A 24195-nucleotide genomic window follows, 5' to 3' on the forward strand; every position below is an offset into this window, starting at 1 on the left:
AGCGGTCTCCCAACAATACCAAGTGTTGTCGAGAGTGCCACTCCGGAAGCAGCACTATCCGACCAATTAACCGAGCTCGCTCAGCGGTGGAACCACGTCTCACCGTGGTTTAAGCCGATATGGATGCCAACGTGGGCCTTCTCAATCCTTGTTTTTTGTTTTGTGATTGGGATCGGGTGGGGAGTCGGTGAAGGAGTGTACCAACGCCGCCGTCTCTGGCGAAAGCTTCTGAACGTGCGAAGACGGCTCTCATAGAATCAGCCGTAATTGCATATCTTAGGCGTGCTTTGAGGATGACTCCGTAAAACGAGCGAGCAGGATGTTAGTTTGGCGCTCAGTTTCTCCGCCCACTCCAAACGAGACCTCCTCCAAGAAGTGTCATGAGAATGGCTGCTGCAACAACCGCTACATGCCATGGCTGAAACCAAATCGGGAGGGCAACCACATAGGAAAGCCCATTGTATGCCATACCCACGAGCGGTAGTGCCGCTCGACCCCCCTCACCAGACTCAGCAGTAGCGTTCATTCGTGGTAGCTGGTCATTGTTGAGATATTCACCGTACTGGAGCAATCGGTCTGCATTCTGTTGTGACCCGGTCGGAAGTCGATCTGCTTCATATGGCCATACGGCGGTATCTACACCCCACACAGCTTCCCCACTTGGTGTAACTTCCACAACTCGATTGTTTCGAGTGTCTGTAATGAGGGTATTTCCGTTCGGCAGACGATCGGCGTCCCGAGGCCAATTGAACTGCACACCATTTGCAGAATCAACACTCCACGCAACCGTCCAGTTGCCGCTCTGATTGTGGAGTTCAACAATACGATTGTTCTCACTATCAGCGACGAGCACAGCATCCGGTCCAAGATACTGTGGATTGTGTTGCTGTTTTAGTATATCAGGGTCGCCGCAGTGAACAGATCCATTGCTGTCATTATTGTAATCTGCAAGATCGCCATCTCGTTGGCATTCTCCACCGTTATTCCCTGGCTGGTCCTTATTGATAACGTTTACAACTCCCTGTCCTCGTTCGATAATGAGCAATTGGTTGGCTTCCCGGACTGAGACCATGTACCGATCAGGACCGATCCTATCGACATCATTGATGTGGAGCCAATCCTGTCTCGTAGGATCTGGAGGCGCATCATAATACTGACTGGCATTCCACTGCCATGTTATGGACCCGTTTTCAGCGACCGTCATGATACGCTCATGGTCCATGTCTGTGAGCAGGAACTCCCCATTCGGAAGGGGATTGACATCGTGAACCTCACTATTGAGCTTCGTTCGAACCGGGAACGACCATTCTCCAGTAATACGTGGTTCAGGTGTTGGATCAATAACGCGGAAACCAGTACGCGCACATGGCGATTCGTATGGTCCACACGATTGCTGACCCTCTGCTATAAAGCCCGCAACGACGGAGCCATTTTTCATCTTGGTGACGTCGAAGTAGTCAACATTGCCACCACCTGTCGACCACAGCCTGTCCCCGCTTGAATTGAATAGAGAAACTCGACCACCAGCTTGTACCCCAACCAAAGTCTGTCCGTAATCATCCCCACTACTTGTGGAACTGATGCCTGTGTTGGGTGTTGTTACTGCACTCACACCGAGTGAACCGATGACGGCAACAATACTGAGGCAGATCAGTAGGATGCCGATTTGTTGGCGAGTAGGCGAACGCATGGAAGAGTATATAGAACGAAGGGGTACTGCTTAGCATAATACTGTTGATCCAATGATGGCGTGATACCCAAATTTCGGATGAGGTGTGATCAAGTTGTCATAGGTAATTGAAATCGATTATCGGTAGTGTGTGATTTATGTACCAGAGCCTCAAACGTCGGGGTGGAATAGAATGAGTGCAGAGGACGAATCGCTTAGCGTCTTTGACCCGTTCCGCCAGTTCTTCTCGCTTCGACGCGACGTACTCGTGCTTTCAGTGGCGATGCTTGCGTTCAGTCTCGCCTTCCAAATGACGGGCCGGTATATTCCAGAATATATGCGTGTGCTAGGTGCTGGAGCAGGTGTGATAGGCGCTTACGGGAGCGTCAGCAACCTCATTAGCGCAGTATATCCCTATCCCGGTGGAGCATTATCAGACCGAATTGGCTCACGATTCGCCCTCACTGGCTTCGCTGTGATCAGTACAGTCGGGTTTGGAGTCTGGTGGCTTGTGCCAGAACTTTCGTCGATCTCGATACTGTCCGTTACAGTTCCCGTTTGGATATGGGTCTTTATCGGTCTCTTTCTCACACAGGCCTGGAATTCATTTGGATTAGGAGCGACATTCGCCATTGTCAAACAAAGCGTTGCACCTGAGCACCTTGCAATGGGGTTTGCGAGTACCGAAGTATTCCGACGTATTGGGTTTCTTATCGGCCCTTTACTCGCTGCAGCGGTCCTCGCAAGCACGGTAATGTTTGTAGACGGTTTCCAAGTAATACTGCTAATTGCGCTTGGATTTGGTGTAGCTGCTACCATCGTTCAGCATATTCTCTACGACGCAAGTGAAGATTCAATCGGGAAGTCATTCGAGGGAATCCAGCAAATACTCAATGACCTTCGAACGATGCCTGAAACCCTTCGGCCACTTCTCGTTGCGGATACGTTCATTCGATTTGGAAATGGGATGGTCTATGTGTTCTGGATAATCGTTGTCACTGACTTCCTCAATGTGGGATTTCAAGCATTTGGCGTGACTCTAGAACCGGCTGCATTTTTCGGCGTGCTATTGGGAGTCGAAATGCTCATCGCGATTCTGACGAAAGTACCCGTTTCGAAACTAGCAGAGTATACCGGATTGAAACCAGTCGTTAGTCTCGGTTTCGTAGTGTATGCAGTATTTCCAATTATGCTCATCAATGTTCCGGCTAATCAGTGGCTCCTTGTGGCGCTTTTCGCCTTTTCTGGGCTCCGATTCGCTGGTCTCCCAGCACACAAGGCACTGATTGCTGGTCCGGCAGAACGTGACACTAGTGGCCGCGTCACTGGTACGTACTATCTCGTACGCAATACGGTCGTCATACCGAGTGCAGCTATTGGTGGCTGGCTCTATAGTCAAAGTCCAAACGTTGCGTTTGCGCTTGCAACAGTAGTGGGTCTCATCGGCGTCGGCTATTTCGCAGTCTTCGGCAAGGAATTTGAAGCCTATGCCAGAACAGCCTGATCGGTTTCGTCGCCTTTCATCCCCCAATCCGTCTACGGATTCCGCTTTTCGTCAATAATCGTCTGCATCCGTTTGAGAGCGGCTTTTGCTTCATCCCGATTCTGCGCGAAGCTAGTCGAAACGCTATCAGGGAGACTAAGATCTTCAGCAAGCATGAGTAACCGATCTAAGAGCGTGATTTCAATTCGTTCGTTGATAATGCCAATACTGATTACGTCCAGGTCACGGAGTTCATCGGTAGCGACTTCGCCGACGAATTCGTCTTTTTCAGCAAGTAGTCCCTCCATAAGTGCACTTCCACGTTCAGATGGTTCCTGGCCGAGATGGTCGAAGATCGCTTCGATCCGATGTATCTGTGCTACAGTATCGTTCTCGTGACCATCAAAAATATTCTTCACATTCTCACTTGCAGCAGCAGCGGCAAGGTCACCATGGAGGTCAAGAATCTCTAACTCCGCATGGTAGAGTTTCTGGAGCTCACGCTCGAACATATCGCGTTTAGTCTTGATAGTCATCTTAGTTTCTCCTCCAAAAATCCCGAAGGAGCTCTCCAGTTTCGGCGGTTAGTGGTATAACTGTAAGAGCAGGATCCTCTTCAGAGCGCTCCTTTACTTTCTGGGGTGACCTCTTTTCAGGTCTACTCATCATCAAACACCATCTCACGAAGGCGATCCTGTATCTCCCTCGTATTGACCATATTCGTTTCCAGTAAGACTCTCAACCGCGCTGGGGAAAGGGAATTCCCTGCTTCGAGATCATCAAGGAGATCTGAAATCGGTAGGGAAGTAGCATCAATCTCCAATTCAAAATTTTCAACAAGAATATCTTCGCGTCGTCCAATCTGATAGAGTGCATCGGTCAACAATCTCTCAGCGACTGTTATCTTTGAGTCATCAGTTTCATTGGTAGTCATGAGCTTCGTCGCGCCCACTGAATAGAGCAAAAATGCGAGTGCGTCACGGATGCCGTCATCTAACGCTGAATCATCAAGGTCCCATTGTGTTCCATCAGCGGAGATATTTCCAAACAATTTCTTACGTTCCTCTTCTTCAAGATGGTGAAACAGGATCGTGAAGTCCAGAATCGAGTTATAAATCCGCTCACGGATATCACGTCGTCGCTGATAGCGCTGCTGTTTAGCATGTTCGCCTTCATACTCTTTCTTGCCTGTCAGCCACCGTCGATCTTCGGTGGTCAGCATCGCGTTTTTTCGGCCAGTCATGATTTACGAATCCCGATGTTCTACGAACAAATAAACACAACCGCTGATTTGCCGAGTGGAAGCTTGAGATGGAAGTGAAATCTAGTTCAAACTGAATTTTAGTCTTGTCCTACTCTATTGCCCTATATCATGAGCCTCTTGGCTTCGGACCGATTCCACATCTTCAATGCTCTGCCAAGCATTTGACCACCTAAAGATGGCCTCTAGCGGGTGAGAACTCGCTGGCAGGTTGCTTTCGTGAGGATCCGTTATTAGTGCGAATGGTTTCACAAGCATAACGTCAGGTGTATCATTTCCAACCTGGGATGAAGTTTAATATTCCAGTTGACCGGCACGACCGTTCCAATTCAGAGAGGAACGACCTGCTAAGCACAACAAGCGGATGCTACTGATTGGCAATGTACCTCCACTAAAGTACAACGAGGTAGTACACTAACCCAGCAACCATGGCAGCTGTTAGTGTCCGCATCATTCCCTGGTTGAAACCGAAAATAAGGCCGAATGAACCCAGCACGATAGCTAGGGCTGCAGGGTCAAGCGTTTCGACTACCGGAATCAGGACTGACATCCCGAACCCCTCAAATCGAACTTGGTTCGCAAAGAGTACGTGAATTGCAAACCAGATAGCGAGGTTCAGAATGACACCGACTACAGCGGCAGTGACTGCCGAGAGAGCTGCGCTCAACGACTCTCGTCCTCGCAAGTACTCAATGTAGGGCGCACCGAGGAAAATAAACAAGAAACAAGGTATGAACGTTACCCACGTGACGATGATTGACCCAACAACGCCCGCAACAAGCGGGTCAAAAGTCCCAGGATTACGGTAGGCACCCATGAAACCAACGAACTGGACGACCTGAATCGTTGGTCCTGGGGTAGTTTCGGCCATCCCCAGTCCATCGATCATTTCACCGGGTTCGAGCCAACCGTATGTCAGAACGGCCTCTTGAGCGACATACGCCAATACAGCGTACGCACCGCCGAATACGATGACTGCAACTGTACTGAAGAAGGTCCCCTGTTGAACGAAGATGCTCTCTCTGCCGAGCACTGCAATCATGGTAACCAATGGAATAAGCCAAAGACCGAGCCAAAGTGTAGCGACCTTGAGTGAACGACGAGTAGATGGCTGTGTATGGTGTGCGAAATCGGTCGACATAACCGTCTCCGTTTCGCTATCATCGGACTGAGAGCCAGTAAGTTCGGAGAAGATTCCTGGAAATAGTCGGTAGCCGAGAACGCCCACTAACGCTGCCCCGATAATGATGATCGGGAAGAGTATATTGAAGGCGAAAATTCCGATAAAGGCTCCAGCGGCGATGCCAATCATGAAAGCGTTTTTCAGAACGCGTTTTCCAATACGCAAGACTGCCTCAGCAACGATAGCTAACACTGCAGCTTGTAATCCGAAAAAGAGCGCCTCAACGGTGGTGAACTGTCTGAACTCGACATACAGAATACTCAGGAGGAGAATCGATACGAAACCAGGGAGTACAAAGAGTGTCCCCGCTACGATCCCGCCTTTTGTTTTATGCAGCAGCCAGCCGATATAGGTGGCAAGCTGCTGGGCTTCGGGTCCTGGCAGTAGCATCGTGAAATTCATCGCGTGGAGAAACCGTTCTTCGTCGATCCAACGTTTCTTCTCGACCAGCAACTTGTGCATCACGCTGATCTGCCCAGCAGCTCCGCCAAAACTGTAGACGGCAACTTGTACCCAAATCCAGATTGCTTCACGGAAGGGTACACTGATCGCTGACTGGTCATCCGATGAATCTACACCCGGCTCAGCATGGCGAGTTTCATCGGGCATTGATAAAGGATACTCAGAGACGAACTTGAACATATCACTTACTCACATCGAATTGACGATTTCCCCTCTGGAGAGATTTTATGCTGCAGTTTCAGTCATAATCTTGAGCCGGCCTATTCTGGCTCTTCAACAGCTGTTCTCAATCACTATATCTGAAATCAAGCAGTGGTTTTCCCATGCATGGTAAGCGTTAGAATCAGTTGCTGGATTAAATTTCACATGGAACCGTGTATTATGAATCGGCCTAGACGAACTCAGAAATAAACACAACCGCCAGTCCACCGAGTAGAAGCGCAAGATGGTAACGAGATCTAATTCAAACTGGAGGTTAATCTTGTTCCACTCTGCCTCCCTATATCCATGAGCCTCTCGGCTCCGGACCAATGGAAAGAATGCCTAAGCCGTGCATTGATCAGCTACCTAGCTGATATGAGGGTGGTAGAAAACCATGTTTTCTCTCATGTCACGCATACCAGCGTTGTAGTGCGAAGGTGGGTGCGATAGCTTTTGAGCGGAAATGGCGCTTAGTGCGTTGCTTCCCTTTGTCTAAGTTGTCCCTAGTTTGTTAGAATGTCGTTTTCCTGATAGGGAGATGACGTTATGTTCAATAGAGGATACTTTTTAGTAACAAGCGACCAAGCCCATGCATTAGACACAAAATCTCAGCTTCGGATCGTTAGGTTTGGGTGAGGTGATCGGCGTGATGGGAGCGATATAGCGGGTTCCGTGTCGTAGTTGTAATAGAACTACGACACGAGAGGGAATGACTCAAACCCCTTTGGTTGTTTTCTAGATCCCGCCTGCATTACTCTATAGGGATTCGTTTGATGCGTAGGCAGTAGGTGAGAAGCCGTTCGATAACCGGATATTTGTGAGCGGATAGATATTCTGTTGGTATGGACCGCTTTCAGAATACCCGTCAGCCTAATTGGGACTGGTGGGGAGAACTTTGGTCGGAGCCGAAACAAATTCTCAGTACGCTCGGTATTAGTACGGACCAGTCAGTTGCGGACGTTGGCTCTGGAAACGGATATTTCACCCTTCCTCTTGCTGAACTCGTTCAGCCCGCTCCAGTTTATGCGATCGATATAGACTCTGACCTCCTCGATGAACTTCGTCGAAAAGCCGAGCAGACAGGCCTCTCAAATATCAGATGTTTCGAAGGCGATGCGCGTGAACTCTCCTCACTCTTGGCCGAACCAGTTGATACCATCCTCATCGCGAATACATTTCATGGGGTTGAGGAACCAACTGTTTTTGCAGAACAGGCATATCAATCACTGACACCTGACGGCCGTCTCATCATCCTCAACTGGCATGACCGCCCGAAAGAGGAAACCCCGATTGCGGGACAACCTCGGGGTCCACCACAGGAGCTTCGATTACCACCTACAGAGACAGAGAGATCTATTTCTTCCGTGCCATTCACTCGCACGAATATCGTAGAACTCCCTCCGTATCACTATGCGCTCATCTGTGAGCGGTAAGTGAGACTTTCAGAACTCCTTTGAGAGTGAGCAGTGTACGGCTTCTCGAATGAGCAAAATCACCGCTGAGGAATTGGAACAACGGCTCGAAGTCGGAGATGATCTTACCCTTGTCGATATTCGGTCCGAAGATGACTACGAGGCCGAAACTATCGAGGGAAGCCAGAACCTCCCGATTCGTGACGCTCTGATGAATGGTGATCTTGAAACCGTTCAAGAGTACTTGAGTGAGCTTCCAAATGATGAAGAAGTGGTGACGTTCTGTGATGCTGGGGTTACCTCCGGGCAAACGGCTGAGATGCTCTCTGAACAGGGCTACGACGCGAAAGCTCTCGATGGCGGATTCAACAGTTGGAAGGAAAACGAAGACTGACAGAACATAGAGTCGACTATCACCGATCCGGTGTCTATGAGCCCATCTGGGTGCTCTTGCTCCAAATCAGTGTGTTCTATTATTCTACTTCTTTCCGGCGAAAGCCGTTTTTCCATGTCCCATTACAATGTCTCATTGTCCGCTCTCATTAAGGAGGTCGTCGATGAACCTGAACCCGTTAACGAATGTCACTGCATCGCCGTAGCCCTCACTCGCGAGGACAGTCACTGCTCCCTCACCGGCGGCGATATCGGTCGTGTAGATGTAGGTGTGGTTCACCTTGCCTGAGCTGAGCGCCTGTATCGCAAGCGCACCGAGGGCTGGGTCGGCACGCTCGATCTCGTCGGCTAGCCGACCGTCAGCACTCGCGATGTAGCGTTGAATACCGTCCATCGTCTTCGAAACGACTGGGTTCGTGTAATCCAGTGGCTCAGCGATGCGAACCCATCCGTCATCGATGGCAGCATCAGCCGGAATCGCTTCGATCTCAGCGTTCTCGCTGGTGTCGGTCGTTGTCAGTTCCTCGTAGACACGCTCCGGGATAGCGAACACGATTCCATTTCGTTGAGCGAACGTCTAGACTCGCTGGTACCACTGGTTATCGGGTGGCTCCAGCCGCGACGAGAAACCCGGTATCCGCAATGTGGAGGACGCTCACTCGTCGAGGTTCTCGGCGTCGACCACATCTGCGAGCGACGCACCAGAGTCCTCGAGCGCGAAGTGTTCGTAGACGATCGGCCGGAGAGCCTGGAGGATCACTTCGGCTTCGAGTGGCGACATAACGAGGTCCTCAGCCACGAGGCGGTGGGTGGTTTCGCCCCCTTCACGAGCGAGAGTGTGGGTGAGTGCGGTCGCGAGACCGTGAATCCCATGACGGTCGATATACGAATCGATGGTCTCGTCGGTGGCTCGGCGTGCGACTGCGGCGACGAGAGCGGGTGAGATAGTGTACTCACGATCACCGTCGACGGTCAGCGTAAGTTCGATTCCGACCGCTGCGTACCGCTGTGGTTGGGTGTCGGTGGTGGGAGTGAGCACACCAGTTTCGGCGAGTTGCTTCACGTATGTGTAGGCTGGTCCCTGTGAGAGATCGAGAGTGTCGATAAGTTCGCCGACGGTTGTCTTGCCCTCGCGGTAGATGTACGTGTAGATGCGGGCAAGCTGGGTCTCTTCGAGGAGGTCAGCGACCGAGAGAAAGTCGCGAACGATCTCACCTTCCTGCCGTGAAGCGGTCTGTGACATGGATGAGCCAGTGTTTATAGATTATATGTAATCCAAATTAAGTCTGTCGGGCGCTCAATGGAGATTGGGACTGACACTCTCAATGCATAGAGCAGATCCTGAGATTTCTTCGAACACTGGTTCTATAGATTTTGAAATTCTGCTGTCCCTCTCAATAACCACTCGGCTACTGGCAGGGGTTCATTGTTCAGCAACAGGCTGCAAGAACATCACATTCACACGCCCAACAGCATCAAAATCCCGGAGCTCGTACACAAGTTCTCGAATCCGAGGAGCAGGTCCATGACAGAACACCGTCTCAAGGCACCAGTCTCCGTGGTGCTGGTGGTGGGTGGAGCCGATTATGTCCTCGAATTCGTGCTGTAGTGTATGGAGATTCCCGATGACAAGCGTGTGTTCGTAATCGAAGGCGACTGCCGCGATAGCTTCCCCCTGGATCTCTTCGAGCTGAGTGTGGCGTTCTGTGTACTCTTGAATCGCCTCACGAGCAGCCCGCGACCGGGATTCGAGTCCTTCAGCTTGCCACGCCTCATCAAACGCATCAAGGACCTCCTGAGGGATATTCAAGCTTGTACGCATATCTTTCTCATGGAGAGAACCACAGTTAACCTCCGTTATTACAGGACTGGCGATTAGAACATAACAACTCCTACACGTCGAGCGAGCGTTGAGTCTTCGACGAATGCTGTATCAAGACGCTCTCGGGCTCTTAGTCGGTGCCGTAGTACTTGGGGCCATCCACGGGATCGAGCCCGGTCATGGTTGGCCGGTCGCTGCCACATATGCGCTCGACAAGACGAACAAATGGTTTCACGGATTCGCTGCGAGCTTGATCCTCGGTGTTGGACATCTCATCAGTAGTATTGCGATGGTGGGGGTGTTCTTCTACGCGAAATCGTATTTCAGTCTCACACAAACGAACCAACCGATACAGCTTACCGAAGGGATCCAAATCGGCGGTCCGGTCAGTCTCGTTGCTGGTGTTCTCCTCGTTGGGCTCGGTCTTCGGGAGTACTACGGTGGGCACTCGCACGGCTCCGATGAGACCTCTCACACTCACAATTCTCATGAGCACGATCACGATGCCCATCACGCCCATGAGTCGGAAGGGATTCTCTCCCGAATCAAGGGATACCTCCCGTTTGTAGGGAGTCACTCACATTCGCACGAGGCAAGCGACGCGAGTGAAACAGCAGACCGAGGGCTATTGGGGATTGCCTGGTTTGCGTTCGTCTTGGGATTCGCCCACGAGGAGGAATTCGAGATCATCGGATTGTGCGCCGGGTCGAACTACTGTCTCGAACTCATGACCGCATACGCGCTGACAGTGATCGTCGCGATCGTGAGTCTGACTCTCCTCTTGGTGGCGGGCTATCAGCATTCTGAAGAGCGAGTCGAACGGTACACTCCCTACTTACCACTCTTCTCGGCTGTCGTACTGATCATCATCGGATTTGGATTCATCACTGGGCTGTTTTGAGGGTGCAAATCTCTCAGCTACCCCCTGTCAGTAACCATGTGGTTGCTGACAAACTGTCGGTGACCAGCCTGACTTATGCATGAACAGAGGTGTGAGTAAGACTACTATTCATCTACTACAGAGCATGGCTGTCGTCAATTTCTGCTACGGGCAACGAAATAGCAGCACCCGAGTATAGCTGAACTGACGATCTCGAACTTGAGAATCCCTGTTAGCCGTCAGTCGACCACTGCCGTTCGATTCGTTGCTCGATCGCACCGACTACTGTCGAGATGACATCGATCGGGTGCAGAGAGGACCACGTGAGGTCCGTGATTTCCTCATCTGCTGGTGGATGATGGAAATGGAGGCGTGCGTTGTGGGGATTCGGGTGACGGTCCCATCGGCATTCCCAGCGGTCGCCATCGGTGGTTTCGACGTAGTGAAGTGAGAAATCCCCGCTCGCGAACCACCGAATGTCGAGCCGGGCGCTCTCTACTATTGAGGGATACCGACGCTGCTCACACTGAATGCGGAGGATTCGAGGTTCGTGGCTATCGGGGTTGAACTCGGTTTCAGCGACGAGTGGTTCGTCGGCGAGGATTCCTTCGAGGAGTCGGAGTGTCTGCCTATCGGGTGGCCCAGTCGATGTGAGTTCGTCGTCCGGGCCCATCTATGCCGGCAGGAGATGCCCGTCGTTCGACGAAAGCTGACGAGCGAGTTCGTAGAGACGAATGTCGCGCTCAATGGATTGCCATTCGCTGATGGCGTCCATTCGCTCGTGGACCGTGTCGTGGTCGTCGTGCTCGAACACCGAGACTGCAGTCGGGTCGGTCGTCCCGAAGCGCTGTTCAAATTGTTCTCGACGGTCTTCGAGTTCTCGGACACGATCGATGAGCTCCTCGATGGTGAACTCATCAGCGAGTCGATTCGCATCCTGCCATTCGAAGTAGCCGTCGTTGCGCTCGTACTGGGCCGGACGGCTCTGGCGGTTGGCTCGCGCGATACCCATCTCCGCGAGGCGGTCGAGATGTTTTTTCGCTGCGTTCGGCGAGCAGTCCGCGATCTCGGCGATTTCGCGATAGGACGTTGGTTCCGTAACTCCAACGAGGACATCGTAGACACGCCCGAAGGTGTCCGTGTTCTCGGACCAGCGTTGGCGGAGTTCACTCACTTTCTCACCGGCTGGATCCGGATCGAAGTCGGTCATGAGTGACCATACACGCCGTTTCGCAATATATGTTTGGAACACACAGATATGTGACGCGGTGGCGCGAAAATATTATAGCAACATGAAGTTTAACAGTGGCAATATTGGGCCCTGGAGCACTTGAAATGGCTGAGATCAGCCGAATTAGCTTCATCGGTAGTTACTCGTGCTTAGACTAATAAGGACCAGTAAACTTACCCACCACCCCGCCCTCTGCCACAGCATACCAGATGAGGATAGCCAGAACCCTGGTTACGCGGGCCAAGAGCATGCAGAAGTCAGTGAAGACGGGGTGTGTAGTGTGGTTCGTATCGACGCAGTACTGAGGACTTCCTGACTGACAAAGGAAAGGGACAGAGTGGGAAAAGTGGGAATTATCGGAGTAACGCAAACAGAGAGCTCGATCGCTTCACCAAGTTCCTGGCTCAGCACAAGGATACCGTGACGACGTTTGAGGAATTGGAGTCAAGTCATCTCCGCGAATATTCCCGACATCTCACTCGCCAGAGCTGGGCAACAGGCACGGTCCGTGCTTACTACGCGTACGGTTCCGCGTTCTGTGGGTGGGCTGTTCGAGAAGGGCATCTCACTGAGAACGTCGCCCAGCGACGCAGTGCAACCGGGCCCATCCCCGACGACGGAGTTTACAAAATGCACTCAGTGAGGACCGAAGCCGCAAACGCTCCCAGATACCAGTAATATTCGCACTCTTTATTGCGAGGATGAAGCCTCGCTAGTTATCGTCAATATCGAACTCTGAGAGATCGACATTTCGATGTACCCAGGACTCCAGTGCTGTATCAACCAAATCCTGGAAAGAGTCAAACTCCGAATCGGCTTGGACGACTTCATCAGTTTCGGGGTCAACGGAGTCACCGTTTTTCACGTCGTCAAGGTCGACAGGGAGTGCGTCTCTGAACTCCGGCAGAGAGTCAAACTCCGTGTGCTTCTTAAGGAATGGCTTGGAGAACAGGTCTGACGGGTCGATGCAGTTCAATGAGATATCTACGATGTCCTGGTTCGCCCATTCCTTAGTGGCCTTGCGGTCGTCCTGTTCAAGAGCTTCGGATGCTTCAGCAAACCCTTGCTCTATATCGTCGACGAGCATCTGCATCCCCAGCATATCGGCTAAGGACGGGGAATTTAGATGCATCATCAACAGAGCGGTTGTAACCTGTGCGAGGGAGATCGCGGTTAGTTGGCCTGGAAGATTTAGTCCGCCATTCGATGGACCTGAAAGCAGTACATCGGGTTGCTCGATATCTTCGTGGCGGATGATTCCTAACCGGTCAAGTGTTCCTTTTGACCCTGCATGGACGGATTCACAGGCCAGCTTGTAGTACGGGGTGAGGTGCTCTAGGTCGACCTCTTCTTTCATACTGTGGAGCGAGGGGCCGCCATTGCCAGTGTGAGCTTCAGCTGCCCAGCCAGAACCATACCCGTTGTCGTCGATGGATTTACCGAACTGCTTTACGAGTTCATCTTTCATTTCCTCGAGTTCTTCGAGAACTTCGGGTTCGAGTGGTTCGACATTGAGGTTGTCTTGGTGCTCTCGGTAGGTCTCAGCGAAGTAGTATTCCCAGATATTATGATAACTGAGGAAGCGTTCAGCGGTTTCATCGCCGTGGTTGGAGATGAATGAGGAGGTGATGGAGAGTTCGTAGAGTGATCGCCAGCGGGCGAACGCTCCGTCCGCGAAGCCTCCTTTGAGCAGGTGGTGGATTTCTAAAGCGACTTGGACTGAGCGGGAGTGGAGGTGTACGAGTGCTTGAAACCGGTAGTTCTCGTTTCTCCGGGCTTGGAATCCGTGGTCTTGGTTGATTGCTCTGCCGCATTCCATTGACCAGACGATGAGGCGTTCAAGTAATTCGAGGGGTTCACCCCATCGGTCCTCCAGTATCTCTTGGAAGCCTTCGATTGTTTCATGATAGCGTTCGAGCCCTTCGTCATCGGAGAGGATTCGCTCATAGGTGTGAAGGGCTAGCTCCTCGATGGATCTCTCCATTGATTCTTGGACTATGTTCTGGATGTCTTCTTCGCCGAGGTTGTCCAACTGATCTTCATCGATTTGCTCAGCAAGCTCGTGTCGGACTGCGTCTACAAGTGTATCTTTAGACAAATCGATGTCGTCTGTGAGGTCCTCGTTCATTCCTTGTTGGGTTATTGTCTGATTGAGTGGTTTAGTTTTCCCCTGTGATGCAGATCTGCTTGACTGGCAACAACATAGAAATAGACAGGATCAGATGCACATAGGGTAGAGGGGCGATTCGTTAAAGACTCGAGAGATGGAACAGTCACTGGACAGGCAGTATTTTGACTCTTGGTCTCGCCGTTTTCCTATATGTATTGGAGCGAGGAAGATGTCGAGGATTATATTCGTTACCCGAGTGAGGGAAGTGCAGAGGAACTTGGCTCTCCGATCTATTTTATTGGGCAAAATGAACTTGAGCAAGATGAATTAATGAGAGATTTAATCAGAGATCTTGAGAAGAAGGGATATGATTACGCACCACTCAGACCTTACAATTCACGCGAGTACTATGATGTGGAGAGCGGAGAAGTCCAACCTACTGATGGGGATCAGTACGTCAGATACAACAAGATAATGCTGTACTGCATTAATATCCTAACCGAGTATCCTTTTGCGTTAGCTACGCATCCTGATCGAGATTCTTGGCGGATTGTGACACCTGCCGATTTGAATACGAGGACTGCAAAGGAGTTCTTGTTCACCTATTATGCTGAGATGGCGAAGGCAGTATCCGATCTGATTAAAGAGGACTACACTATCGATGAGCTTCAGGAGGTCTACGAGGATGCCCGTCCAAGAGGAAGAGCGATAGATAGATGGAACGACGCTGTCGACAAGAACGTGAATCTTCACCCAGTCGAGTTCATGTCCATCGCAGACCTGAAAGAAGTAGTTCGAGATAACGAAGATCTTCTGGATGAACTGGACTTCCCCTCGAAGACCCAATGTAAACAGGCGTTCAACACGGTTGAGAAGTACAGAAACAATGTGATGCACGGGAACCGAAGCGTAATCTCCAGCGAAGAGGACGTCGAGGCTCTCGTTGAGTCGCTTGAGATAGCCTGCGATATCGCAGTCAACGCTGGCGGTGACGGTCCCGGATTAGATATCCCACCATGAGTCCCCGAATGGATTTGAGGCCTGCTCGCATAGATCGAGTGTGCTCAGCCTGCGGTACTTCGTGTGTGAGCGATGCAAGACAGTTTATGCGTCGCCAGATGAGCCACCCGAGTGCGACGATTGTGGTGGGCCATCACTGAGAGAAGTCACTCACGAGCTCCACTCGGATACCTACTTCAGGCAGCGAGAGCACTGATATCGGTCGTCTCACTCCCACGAGAGGGAACTCCTATCTTACCAAACGCTAGCTCTCACGACGCGCTAAGTGTTTGGTAAGATACGATGGATAAGAGAAGTCAAGGGCACGTTGTGGTCACTGGTTCTTTAAGTGCTTCTGGCGATAAGGTATAGATACGAGAGAGGGACGCGCTGGTTTCTCGGTGGAAAATTACTACACGTAGCCATGCCTTTCAACTACGAGCAGCCAGTACTGGCTGCGTAATGACCGACGAGGATGCTGGTGGATATTTACTCCCGACGGTCGAGGACCGCCGCCCGGAACTGCTCAGCGGCCACGATATCTCGCCGCTCAGCCAGCTTCCGGGGGATAGTACTGTCTCACGAGCGGATCTCCAGCGCGACGAAACTGTCCGTCAATGGGGGCTCGTGACACCGAGTGCGACGCGTATCGGACGCGCCGACACACCCGAACACGACCTCAGCGAGAACGTTCGGCGGCTCCACGACGAACGCCATCCCGCGATGGAGGGCTACAGCCGGCGTGCTCACCGGCTCGAAAAGCTTCGATTGACCCATGCATTGTGTAGCAGTCTCGATCTCACCCCGTGGCAGCGCGACCGCGCTATCGGGACGATGGTTGACCTCGACCTCACCGCCTTCGGCAGTCAGCGGGCCATCCCCAAGGTTGCGCTCGTCGTGATCCGCCATGTCGTCGACCGCGAGCGTGAGCATCATCTCGGTCTCCACGACAACGAGTGGATCGCCGATCAGTCCCCAGAGAAGCTCGCTGACCTCTACGACCAGTTCCACTCCATTACCGACGAGGAATCGTTCACCACGCTCTGTGAGAACCACGACCTCGACACCACCAGTCTTAATCGGCTCCGCCGAACCCTCGTCGACCAACTCGATGAGCGCGACCTCCACGATGCGGTCTACGGCCGCAATCCCTACCGTGACCCGAGCTTACCGAGTCCCGAGATTCGTTCCTCGGCTTGATTTGATATCCTCTCAGCCACCGATAGAGCGGGGTTGAATGGTCGCTTTCTTTCCAGGACTGGCTGAGATAAGCAACCGGGTATTCTCTACAGAGTGTACAGAAGCCGGTGTTTCTTTACAGGTCTCGCCATCCTCTCCCCGTCAATCACGTCTGTTCTCGTGGTGGATTTTGCACATTGGAGTTGATCGCACGTGCTGTTCGGGTGACTCACTGATGGATTGGTTATAGTGAAAGGTGATCTCAGCAGGTCGACCAGAGTAACACGGCGGCACAACGCGTTCGTGACGCGAACCTTGCACATCGATACAGGCGACCGATGTGCAACGAGAGAGAATCGATTTTCTCGACATACAACCCCGTGGAATCGCGTTCTAATCACCACACTCAGCAAGCGATACATTTGAAGATAGAATCAACTGCTGTCTCTGCTGTGGACTCCATCTTGATCTACAGAAGCATATAACCCCGAGAGAATTTGAGCTAGGTCAGACGGAATACGATACTCATTGTTCATCTTATCCGCAGCGGTTCTCTTGAGAGATTCTGCAGAAATATTGAATTCAGAGGATATCTCTGAATATATGTACTTGCCATTTAGGTTTTCTAAATCAGAGTCTTCTATCGCAGAGTCCACAGATTCTTCAACGGTCTCGAGCTGATCCTGCAGACGATCTTTCTTCGTATCTACAACAGAATCGATCTCAGACTCGATTTCATCGATGGACATCTCTTCAATGCTCCGAAGATCCACGTAAAACCTCATATTTTCATTCAGTCTTGTCGTTATTTCTTTGGACTTGAAATCGTCTCGGTGTATGATTTCTTCTAGTAGATCAGCCACTTCGTCTGGTGTTTGAACCTCTTGGCGTTCCAAAATGTCATATGAGACAAGTGTAGACAAAGTGTCACTCAGGACCGTTGGGTCAAGGAGGAAGTTTTCAATACAAGTCCTAGGAAGGGTGTAAAACGGACCGCTATTTTCGCTTATATCTTCTCGATCTTTATCAATAATACCAAAAACATCAATATCTACAGTAGATAGTTCTGCAGAGAGTTCAGTAAATGTATCGTCTGCATTCAATACCTTCTCTTTCCCACCCATCGGAGTTATTTCGAAGACGACATCTAGGTCTGGATCTAAGCGAGTGAGTACATTTTTGTCAGTTTTTCCCTCGACAAGTAGAAGAGGTTTCCCTGCCGACAGAGCTGAAACTCCCAGATCACCCAAGAACTCGTCCAGTATGGCTTTCTCGATACCATCAGCATGTACCAACTGGTTGCCTGACCGTTGGTCAGCATACATGAGAAGATAGAGATTATCCATATCTGAGTTATTTAATATCATTTGAGAGTGCGTGCACGCAATGACTTGCAAGTTCAGGTTATCACCCTGCGCACTCTCTAGGACATCTTGTAGATAATTGAAAAATCGGTCCTGCATCGCTGGATGAAGATGGGATTCCGGGCTATCGATAAGAATAACCAGCTCTTCTTGTGTAGGGTCGTCTCCTCTCACTTGAGCTATCAGATTCTCAATCTGCTTTTCAAGCAAGAGGAACAGCATCGCAATAGCGTCTTTTTCTCCAGAAGATAGCTCATCAAAACCGACCTGTGTTCCAGCACGGTTTTCAAAAACGATCTGATATTCGTTATCAACTACCTCTACCCCCTGATATGCAACCCCTGGCAATACGGCTTCTATACTTGACTTCAGAGGTTCATTAAAATCCGGAATATAGCCCGGAGGTACTTCGCCTCGCTCATCATATATCTCAGAGAGTATGTTTCCCTTCTGATGCTCAAATTGCGCAAGCCGCTTTTTCACCTCGAAGTAAGGGGCATAATCGGCCTCGTTCCTGCTTCGTGAGTGACCGTATGTTAGCTCATTTGGAAGGTCACTGTTGTCCGAACCTATATCATAATTCGAAGATCCTAGAAGCTCTCTTGAGCTTCTGTTTGGTAGTGAGGACAATGCACTGGCGGTAAGATCGTTCGGATTTGGCGCTCGATGTGGTGTGAAGTATACCGTTTCTACATCGCCACTGACAGTTACATCTGATCGATTTTGGTTTATTCTATTGTTCAGAGCTTCTAGTAGCGTTGACTTCCCTACGCCGTTCGGACCCGCAATAATCATGAGCTGTGGAACATCATCGCAGCTAGCATTTGTAACTCCACCCTCGTTCTCTATTGAGAAACCCTCAAGGCCCATTTTATAATCCTAAATTTCTATCATATATAATTCTACTCATTATTCATATTGATAGCAGTGTTATCATTACCGCTAGAGAGTCCCGGCCCTCCGGGCCGGCCAAACCCCGACCGCGTACCCACGGAGCGCCCGCCCACCTCCACGGTCCTGCTCGCGCCCACAGGGCGCTGTGCGGGCTTTCGCAGGCAGAAAGGGATCCAAATGGCACCCGTCTTCAACAACTAACCTGACCGCGCAACCGCTGACTTTCCGCGCTTTCATAGACTACTGACCGGTTCGATTCTTACCTAACAATAGGATGAGGTCACCGGTGTGGCGTTTGGTAAGAAGCTCCGGAACCTGCGGAAACGGCGGTGTCGACCAAAGGAAAATCGAAGCTCTCGGGCGGGCGAGCGCTCTTGTCTTGAGAAGGAAATCGATGGCTTCGGAATCGGACTACTCTCGTTCGATCTGAGAGTTGACGATTTTGTTTTGCTGGGCTGACCACTCCCGATCGGGGTGAGTTCTGACGTACTCGGCCCACTGCTTGACGAATTTGCGTCGCTCGGCAACGTTCTCGCGCTGTTGTTCTCTAAGCTCGTCTAAGTTCGTCATAAGCGTCAGTCACCTCCAGTTCAGGGGGTCCGGTTGATAGTACTGATCGGGCAGCAGAGGATGGTTTCTCCGAGGACATTGGCGTACTTTCTGCCACCCCGGTGTTTGACTTATAGATACCCCCACTTCCCGCCAGTCTGGTAGAAAGCTTTAGTCTTCTACCGGGGTAATGGCCTGTTGGCGCAGTCCATGTTGCATTAGTCTCAATTGGAACTGTTCTCAGGAGACTATTCGCTCGTAAGGTATCGGAGGAAAGAGTCCATTACCTGTGATCCTGATGTCGGCTAGGTAGCTGATCAATGCACGGATTGAGTGTTCGTTCCGTCTATTCACTCACTGTGATAAACAACCGCTGACCAATCTCGGATCACCATCCCGTAATCGGGGAATCAAGGCATGAAATAAACACCCGCTGAACAGTGCCGCCGCTCACGGACCGACAGCCACGGAAGTGATCGGACATCAATCAGGGGATCGAGACCGTAGAACTGCTTGGCAACGGTCAGAAACTGGTTCGCATCGACGCGCGGCGCGTATGACGTGTTCTCCCCGTCGATGGTGAGCTTCACCAGCAAGTCGACCAGCCGCCAAACGTTATACAGTACACACGCGAACACGAAGTTGAAGAACCGATAGTCACGCTCGGTCGAGGTGGTCCGCACCATGAAGTGCTTCTGCTTCTTGAAGCCGTTCTCAATACCCCAACGACGGCGATACCACCGGATCAGCCGCTCGATCATATGGATGAACGCTCTCCCGTCCATCTGCTGATCGCTAGCGTCACGCGCTGTCACGTATGGATGGTTCGTCTCGAACACCACGGTTTCGGAGGTATCCACGTCTCCATCCTGCGCCTTCTGCTTGCGTTCTTCGACTTCCTCTTCACGCTGGATGTCTGCGAGCAGCCGCGAGAACGACATCCGCTCGCTCGGTTCACCTCCTACATCGTCGAATTCCCACTCGCCGCACATCTCTTTCCACACTTCTGAGAGGCCGTCGTCATCGTCATCCGAATTCGACCGTTGCGGGAGGTAGATTTGCTTGCGTGTGGCCGTGGCCTCGGGTGTCTCCTCTTCGGTGACGTGGAAGCGCTTGCCGTTCCGATACATCCACGCGATGGTGTCGGCCTCGTCGCTGCGCTCGAAAATACGGGTAGGATTCAGGTAGTGGACGCCGTACTCCTCGCAGGTCTCTTTGACGGGCTTACTGTCGAACTCGCGGTCCATCATCACGAGGTCGAGATTCACTATCTCGGTCGTGTGCTCCAGCAGCTTCCCAACGATCTCGTCTTTCGACTGACCGCGCACGCGTGGGATGGCATCGAGGACGAGTGGCACGTCCATCCCGACGACCTTGAGCACGGCCCACTGGTAGTAGTCGTTCCCGTCTTTGTATCCGAGGATATCCTCGTCGTGGTCTTCGATCTCGCCGGTGAACGGAAAGCCCTTGGTTACGTCGATGGCCGCCATGACTTGCCCATCAAGTTCGCCGTTTTGCCGAGCGCGAGCGATCAACATTCGTGTCGTGTTTCGGAGCATCGAGCGGATCTCCGAGACGGAGAGCTTCCCAATCTGGTAGCGGTGGATCGAGCCCGTCGGGATGCGCTCGCGCGTAGTATCGAGGGAGAATGAAGCCGGACCACTCCGCGCGTACATGTCTTCGCGCATCCCCATGTAGGCGTGTTGCTCCCAGAAAGCGTTCTCGTGGATCTGCCAGTTCGATCCTCGGTCAAGCCCGAACGCATCGCAGACGAACGGTTTGGCCTGCTGCCACACCTCATTAGTCGTCTCGGCGATGAGTTGATGTTGTGGACGACCGTCGGCCTGTGGTTCACCCGCTTCGCCAATGGTGACTCGTTCGGGGAGGGATACGTCGCAGGCACGTGCAGCCTTCACAATCGCCTCAGCACACTCTCGAATGGCGTTGCGGAGGTCCTCGTTGAAGCGGTGGTTCCATGCCCGCCAGAACGTCGATTGCGCGGGAAGACTCTCGAAACCGAGATTACGGCAGAGCAAGGGGTTCGCTCTCAGATGGTTGTGGAAAGCGGTCTCGTCCCAGCCGTTAATCTCCTCAATGATGAACGCTCGGACCAGTAGCGCCATCGGATACGGTCCTGAATACGACGCCAACGAATCATGAGCGGCGAACGTGAGATGATCAGTTGGCAGATCACAGACTAGCTCCTCAATATCGGCGTAATCCGTAGCGTGCTCGCACTGTGACTGCGCGATGGTAGTGACATCCCTAACGAAGCCACCGAGATTGTCGTCTGTCAAAGTTCAACAACTATATCGCTCACCACAACCTTCATATGAATTGCGGAAATACAATTTGATGCGATGTCACAAAGCACACTCGGACGCATCTGGGATCGCCTCACAGCACGCTACGAACAGGACACAGGATCCGAATGTTGCGGAGCTACTGTTGAGGAAGTCTCACAGAACCCACCTGAAACCGAATCGAAGAACTGCTGCGAATAGATACAAAACGCAAAGGTACGATATGTCTCAAACAGAATCACCACTCGACGAAGCCTACAACGCCCTTGACCGACTGTACGACGACCCGGAGACACGAATTGCCGCCCTCCGGGACTCGCGCCCACCCGAGCGAGATGTTGCCGGTCAAGAAGCCGTCTTCAAAGCGCTCGCTAACGAAGACCGCCTCCGTGTTCTCGAAACACTCCGCGAGTCCGAGTGCTGTGGCTGTGAATTGCAGATCGTACTCGATGCACCGCAGTCAACGGTCGCCACGCATCTCCGGAAGTTGAAGAAGGCAGGGTTGGTCAAATCCCGCAAGAAAGGCAAGTGGAGCTACTACCGCATCGCCGATACGGCAGCCCTTGAACTGCTCGACCTCGCCCGCGCTATTCGGGGGGATGCCTGAGATGCTTCCGGCGGGACTCGAAAGCGGCCTCATCGACTCGTGGAACTACTTCGTTCATCTCGTGGTCCTCCTCGTTCCACTGTTCATCGGAGCATCGTTCCTCGTAGGACTCGCACAGGAGTATCTCCCACCAGAGAAAGTCGAACGGAAGCTTCGCGGTCACGATGAGGGTTCGGGGAACGTCGCTGCCGCCGGACTGGGGGCGGTAACACCGTTCTGTTCGTGCTCAACGGTGCCCGTGCTGGCCGGATTGCTTCAGGCAGGCGCGCCGCTCGGACTCGCGTTTTCGTTTCTGTTGGCCTCACCACTCGTCAACGAGATCGCCGTGTTGTTGCTCGTCGGTCTGTTCGGCATCGAGGTGACGGTCTGGTACATCGTCATGACGTTCGTCGCGGCTGTCGTCGGTGGACTCGTGATCGGACGGCTGGGATTGACCGAGCACGTCAAGGAGGTCCGTATCACTGACGATGCTAATCAAGCCGTCGCAGCGGACGGCGGGACGGTCGATTGCTGTGCTGGAGGAACGACGCCGATCGAACAAACCCACAGACAGCACGTCGAGAGTGCCGCACGTGATGCATGGTCGTTCTTCGTCGATACTCTTCCATATCTGATTCTCGGAATGGTGATTGGGGCACTGATTCATGGCGTCGTTCCAGTTGACGTGCTTCAGACCGTCCTCGGGCCTGAGAACCCCCTAGCCGTGCCGCTGGCTGCACTCGCCGGTGCGCCGGTCTACGTCAGCCTCAGCGGAATGTTGCCTATCGCCGCCTCCCTCAGCGAACAGGGGATCGCTATCGGGACCGTTCTCGCGTTCGTCGTTGGCGGAGCTGGTGTCAGCATCCCGAATTTGATTCTGCTAAACAAACTCTTCAAGCGGCGGCTGTTGGTTGTTTACGCTACCACTGTCGTCGCAATCGGTGTCGTCGTTGGTGTAGTTTTCAACCTCTTCATCATCTAACAATCAGATATGAGACATTAATACCACCATTCAACTCCTGATAGCAGAGGAGACCACCTCGCTGAATTCCAGAACAGATCCCGGACCATCGAACCAACGGTCGGTAGAGTACCCGTAGAAACAATCCCTGAAAAAGCCGATACTACGCAGAAAACCAATAATGACTGAAAATACAACAGCCCCGGAAGATTCGACGTTTACCGATGATGACCAGCACGAAACAGTCCGCGACCGATACGCAGATGTGGCATCTGATGACACAGAATGTTGTGAGTCGGATGCAACAACTGACTGCTGTACTGATACGGGATCACCAACGAGTTCCAATACAGACACAGGGGCATTAACTGGGTGCTGTACAAACGATGAAACCTCAACATCATGGGCAGAACAGGTCGGGTATAGCTCCGAAGAGATTGAATCAGATCCATCCGATGCGAACCTTGGGCTTGGATGTGGTAATCCAACTGCCATCGCAAACCTAAGTCCGGGGAAGAAAGTGTTAGATCTCGGCTCTGGGGGAGGGTTCGATTGTTTCCTCGCCGCAGATGAGGTCGGTGCAGACGGGAGCGTTATTGGGATTGATATGACTCCCGAGATGATCGAAAAAGCCCGCGAAAACAGTAAGGAAAACGACATTGAGAACGTTGAATTCCGACTCGGCGAGATAGAACATCTTCCCGTGAGTGACGAAGCCATTGACGTCATTATCTCTAATTGTGTCATTAATCTGTCACCTGACAAACAACAGGTGTTTGAAGAGGCCTATCGGGTGCTTCAACCCGGTGGCAAACTGGCTATTTCAGATGTCGTTTTGACTGCTGACCTTCCTGACGAGTTGCGTGCAGATCTTGACTCAATTGCAGAGTGTATCGGCGGCGCATCACGAATCGATAAATTAGAGAATCTACTTGCCGAGTCGGGATTCCAAGAGCCTCACATTGAACCAGTGGATGAAACACAAGAGTTCTTCCGCGAGTGGGGTGACGACCGCGACTTAGACGATTACCTCATCTCCGCTTCCATAAGAGGATATAAACCGACCAATTAGTAGGCGCTACCGACACGGGATGTGCCTCGTTTCATGTCTAAAGCCGAGAGGAAGATTAGTTATACGCGTCCCGGTTCGAAATTTATGCTAGTGGCCTAAATTACACAGATATATAAACATAGCAAATCGGCCTAGCCGACCTCTGGCACGGATTGGATATTCGAAATGGGTAATATCGTTG

General features: G+C 51.9%; 21 protein-coding genes and 2 pseudogenes. 10 read left to right on the plus strand and 13 right to left on the minus strand.

Translation table 11 applies throughout. The features are described from left to right. Positions 1–334: 334 nt before the first annotated feature. Positions 335–1690 carry an arylsulfotransferase family protein gene (locus D3261_RS09020; protein ID WP_120071583.1) on the minus strand — a complete coding sequence of 452 codons (1356 nt, stop codon included), beginning with the start codon at positions 1688–1690 and terminating at the stop codon, positions 335–337. 172 nt (positions 1691–1862) lie between these two features. Here D3261_RS09020 and D3261_RS09025 point away from each other — a divergent pair, with 172 nt between their 5' ends. Continuing rightward, positions 1863–3173, plus strand: a complete 1311-nt coding sequence (locus D3261_RS09025) for an MFS transporter (RefSeq protein WP_120071584.1) — start codon at positions 1863–1865, stop codon at positions 3171–3173. 32 nt (positions 3174–3205) lie between these two features. On the opposite strand, the gene D3261_RS09030 is transcribed toward D3261_RS09025, so the two are convergent. The 3 genes from D3261_RS09030 to chrA form a co-directional block, all read right to left on the minus strand. Continuing rightward, the gene (locus D3261_RS09030; RefSeq protein ID WP_120071586.1) at positions 3206–3688 is read right to left on the minus strand and encodes a DUF892 family protein; all 483 of its coding nucleotides are present in this window, start codon (positions 3686–3688) and stop codon (positions 3206–3208) included. A 122-nt stretch (positions 3689–3810) separates the two neighbouring features. Next, positions 3811–4395, minus strand: a complete 585-nt coding sequence (locus D3261_RS09035; protein ID WP_120071588.1) for a hypothetical protein — start codon at positions 4393–4395, stop codon at positions 3811–3813. A gap of 409 nt (positions 4396–4804) precedes the next feature. Continuing rightward, positions 4805–6238, minus strand: coding sequence for a chromate efflux transporter (gene chrA, locus D3261_RS09040; protein WP_199693974.1), 1434 nt, complete (start codon positions 6236–6238; stop codon positions 4805–4807). A gap of 863 nt (positions 6239–7101) precedes the next feature. On the opposite strand from chrA, the gene D3261_RS09045 reads away from it, so the two are divergent. Next, positions 7102–7692, plus strand: coding sequence for a class I SAM-dependent methyltransferase (locus D3261_RS09045; protein WP_120071590.1), 591 nt, complete (start codon positions 7102–7104; stop codon positions 7690–7692). Between the two features lie 49 nt (positions 7693–7741). Beyond that, on the plus strand, positions 7742–8065 hold the full coding sequence (locus tag D3261_RS09050; RefSeq protein ID WP_120071592.1) for a rhodanese-like domain-containing protein: 324 nt from the start codon (positions 7742–7744) through the stop codon (positions 8063–8065). A gap of 132 nt (positions 8066–8197) precedes the next feature. On the opposite strand, the pseudogene D3261_RS09055 reads toward D3261_RS09050, so the two are convergent. From D3261_RS09055 to D3261_RS09065, 3 genes and pseudogenes are all read right to left on the minus strand, one after another. After that, a pseudogene (locus D3261_RS09055) lies at positions 8198–8723 on the minus strand (hypothetical protein). Then, on the minus strand, positions 8720–9307 hold the full coding sequence (locus D3261_RS09060) for a winged helix-turn-helix transcriptional regulator (RefSeq protein ID WP_120071594.1): 588 nt from the start codon (positions 9305–9307) through the stop codon (positions 8720–8722). Before D3261_RS09060 ends, D3261_RS09055 begins: the two are co-directional and overlap by 4 nt. A 180-nt stretch (positions 9308–9487) precedes the next feature. Then, positions 9488–9886, minus strand: a complete 399-nt coding sequence (locus tag D3261_RS09065; RefSeq protein ID WP_120071596.1) for a CopG family ribbon-helix-helix protein — start codon at positions 9884–9886, stop codon at positions 9488–9490. Positions 9887–9989: 103 nt separating this feature from the next. On the opposite strand from D3261_RS09065, the gene D3261_RS09070 reads away from it, so the two are divergent. Next, a complete protein-coding gene (locus D3261_RS09070; RefSeq protein WP_120071598.1) occupies positions 9990–10787 on the plus strand; it encodes a hypothetical protein in 798 nt (265 codons plus the stop codon). Between the two features lie 211 nt (positions 10788–10998). Here D3261_RS09070 and D3261_RS21040 read toward each other — a convergent pair whose 3' ends face one another. Both D3261_RS21040 and D3261_RS21045 read right to left on the minus strand, forming a co-directional pair. Continuing rightward, positions 10999–11439, minus strand: coding sequence for a hypothetical protein (locus D3261_RS21040; protein ID WP_120071600.1), 441 nt, complete (start codon positions 11437–11439; stop codon positions 10999–11001). Next, positions 11440–11976: a winged helix-turn-helix domain-containing protein gene (locus D3261_RS21045; protein WP_120071602.1), complete on the minus strand. Its 537-nt coding sequence runs from the start codon at positions 11974–11976 to the stop codon at positions 11440–11442. Between the two features lie 301 nt (positions 11977–12277). Here D3261_RS21045 and D3261_RS09085 point away from each other — a divergent pair. Next, positions 12278–12627, plus strand: a pseudogene (locus D3261_RS09085) (phage integrase SAM-like domain-containing protein); the annotation flags it as partial. Between the two features lie 82 nt (positions 12628–12709). Here D3261_RS09085 and D3261_RS09090 read toward each other — a convergent pair. Beyond that, positions 12710–14125, minus strand: a complete 1416-nt coding sequence (locus tag D3261_RS09090) for a DUF5677 domain-containing protein (RefSeq protein ID WP_199693977.1) — start codon at positions 14123–14125, stop codon at positions 12710–12712. Positions 14126–14317: 192 nt separating this feature from the next. On the opposite strand from D3261_RS09090, the gene D3261_RS09095 reads away from it, so the two are divergent. Both D3261_RS09095 and D3261_RS09100 read left to right on the plus strand, forming a co-directional pair. Beyond that, positions 14318–15127 carry a hypothetical protein gene (locus D3261_RS09095; RefSeq protein ID WP_120071604.1) on the plus strand — a complete coding sequence of 270 codons (810 nt, stop codon included), beginning with the start codon at positions 14318–14320 and terminating at the stop codon, positions 15125–15127. A 441-nt stretch (positions 15128–15568) separates the two neighbouring features. After that, positions 15569–16306, plus strand: a complete 738-nt coding sequence (locus D3261_RS09100) for a DNA-directed RNA polymerase subunit epsilon (protein WP_120071606.1) — start codon at positions 15569–15571, stop codon at positions 16304–16306. Positions 16307–16719: 413 nt separating this feature from the next. Here the strand turns inward: D3261_RS09100 and D3261_RS09105 are convergent, their stop codons facing one another. From D3261_RS09105 to D3261_RS09110, 3 genes are all read right to left on the minus strand, one after another. Then, positions 16720–18519, minus strand: a complete 1800-nt coding sequence (locus D3261_RS09105) for an AAA family ATPase (protein ID WP_120071608.1) — start codon at positions 18517–18519, stop codon at positions 16720–16722. A gap of 435 nt (positions 18520–18954) precedes the next feature. Next, complete coding sequence (locus tag D3261_RS20000; protein ID WP_158589373.1) at positions 18955–19113, minus strand: hypothetical protein; 159 nt, start codon at positions 19111–19113, stop codon at positions 18955–18957. A 389-nt stretch (positions 19114–19502) separates the two neighbouring features. Next, positions 19503–21389, minus strand: a complete 1887-nt coding sequence (locus tag D3261_RS09110) for a transposase (RefSeq protein ID WP_233553950.1) — start codon at positions 21387–21389, stop codon at positions 19503–19505. 229 nt (positions 21390–21618) lie between these two features. On the opposite strand from D3261_RS09110, the gene D3261_RS09115 reads away from it, so the two are divergent. The 3 genes from D3261_RS09115 to arsM all read left to right on the plus strand — a co-directional run bounded on the left by D3261_RS09115 (position 21619) and on the right by arsM (position 24014). Next, the gene (locus tag D3261_RS09115) at positions 21619–22002 is read left to right on the plus strand and encodes a metalloregulator ArsR/SmtB family transcription factor (protein ID WP_120071609.1); all 384 of its coding nucleotides are present in this window, start codon (positions 21619–21621) and stop codon (positions 22000–22002) included. A gap of 1 nt (position 22003) precedes the next feature. Beyond that, complete coding sequence (locus D3261_RS09120; RefSeq protein WP_120071611.1) at positions 22004–22963, plus strand: permease; 960 nt, start codon at positions 22004–22006, stop codon at positions 22961–22963. A gap of 160 nt (positions 22964–23123) precedes the next feature. Then, complete coding sequence (arsM, locus tag D3261_RS09125) at positions 23124–24014, plus strand: arsenite methyltransferase (protein ID WP_120071613.1); 891 nt, start codon at positions 23124–23126, stop codon at positions 24012–24014. The last annotated feature ends 181 nt before the right edge of the window (positions 24015–24195 follow it).

The organism is Halococcus sp. IIIV-5B (genome assembly GCF_003602035.1).
GTDB classification, from domain to species: Archaea; Halobacteriota; Halobacteria; order Halobacteriales; family Halococcaceae; genus Halococcus; species Halococcus salsus.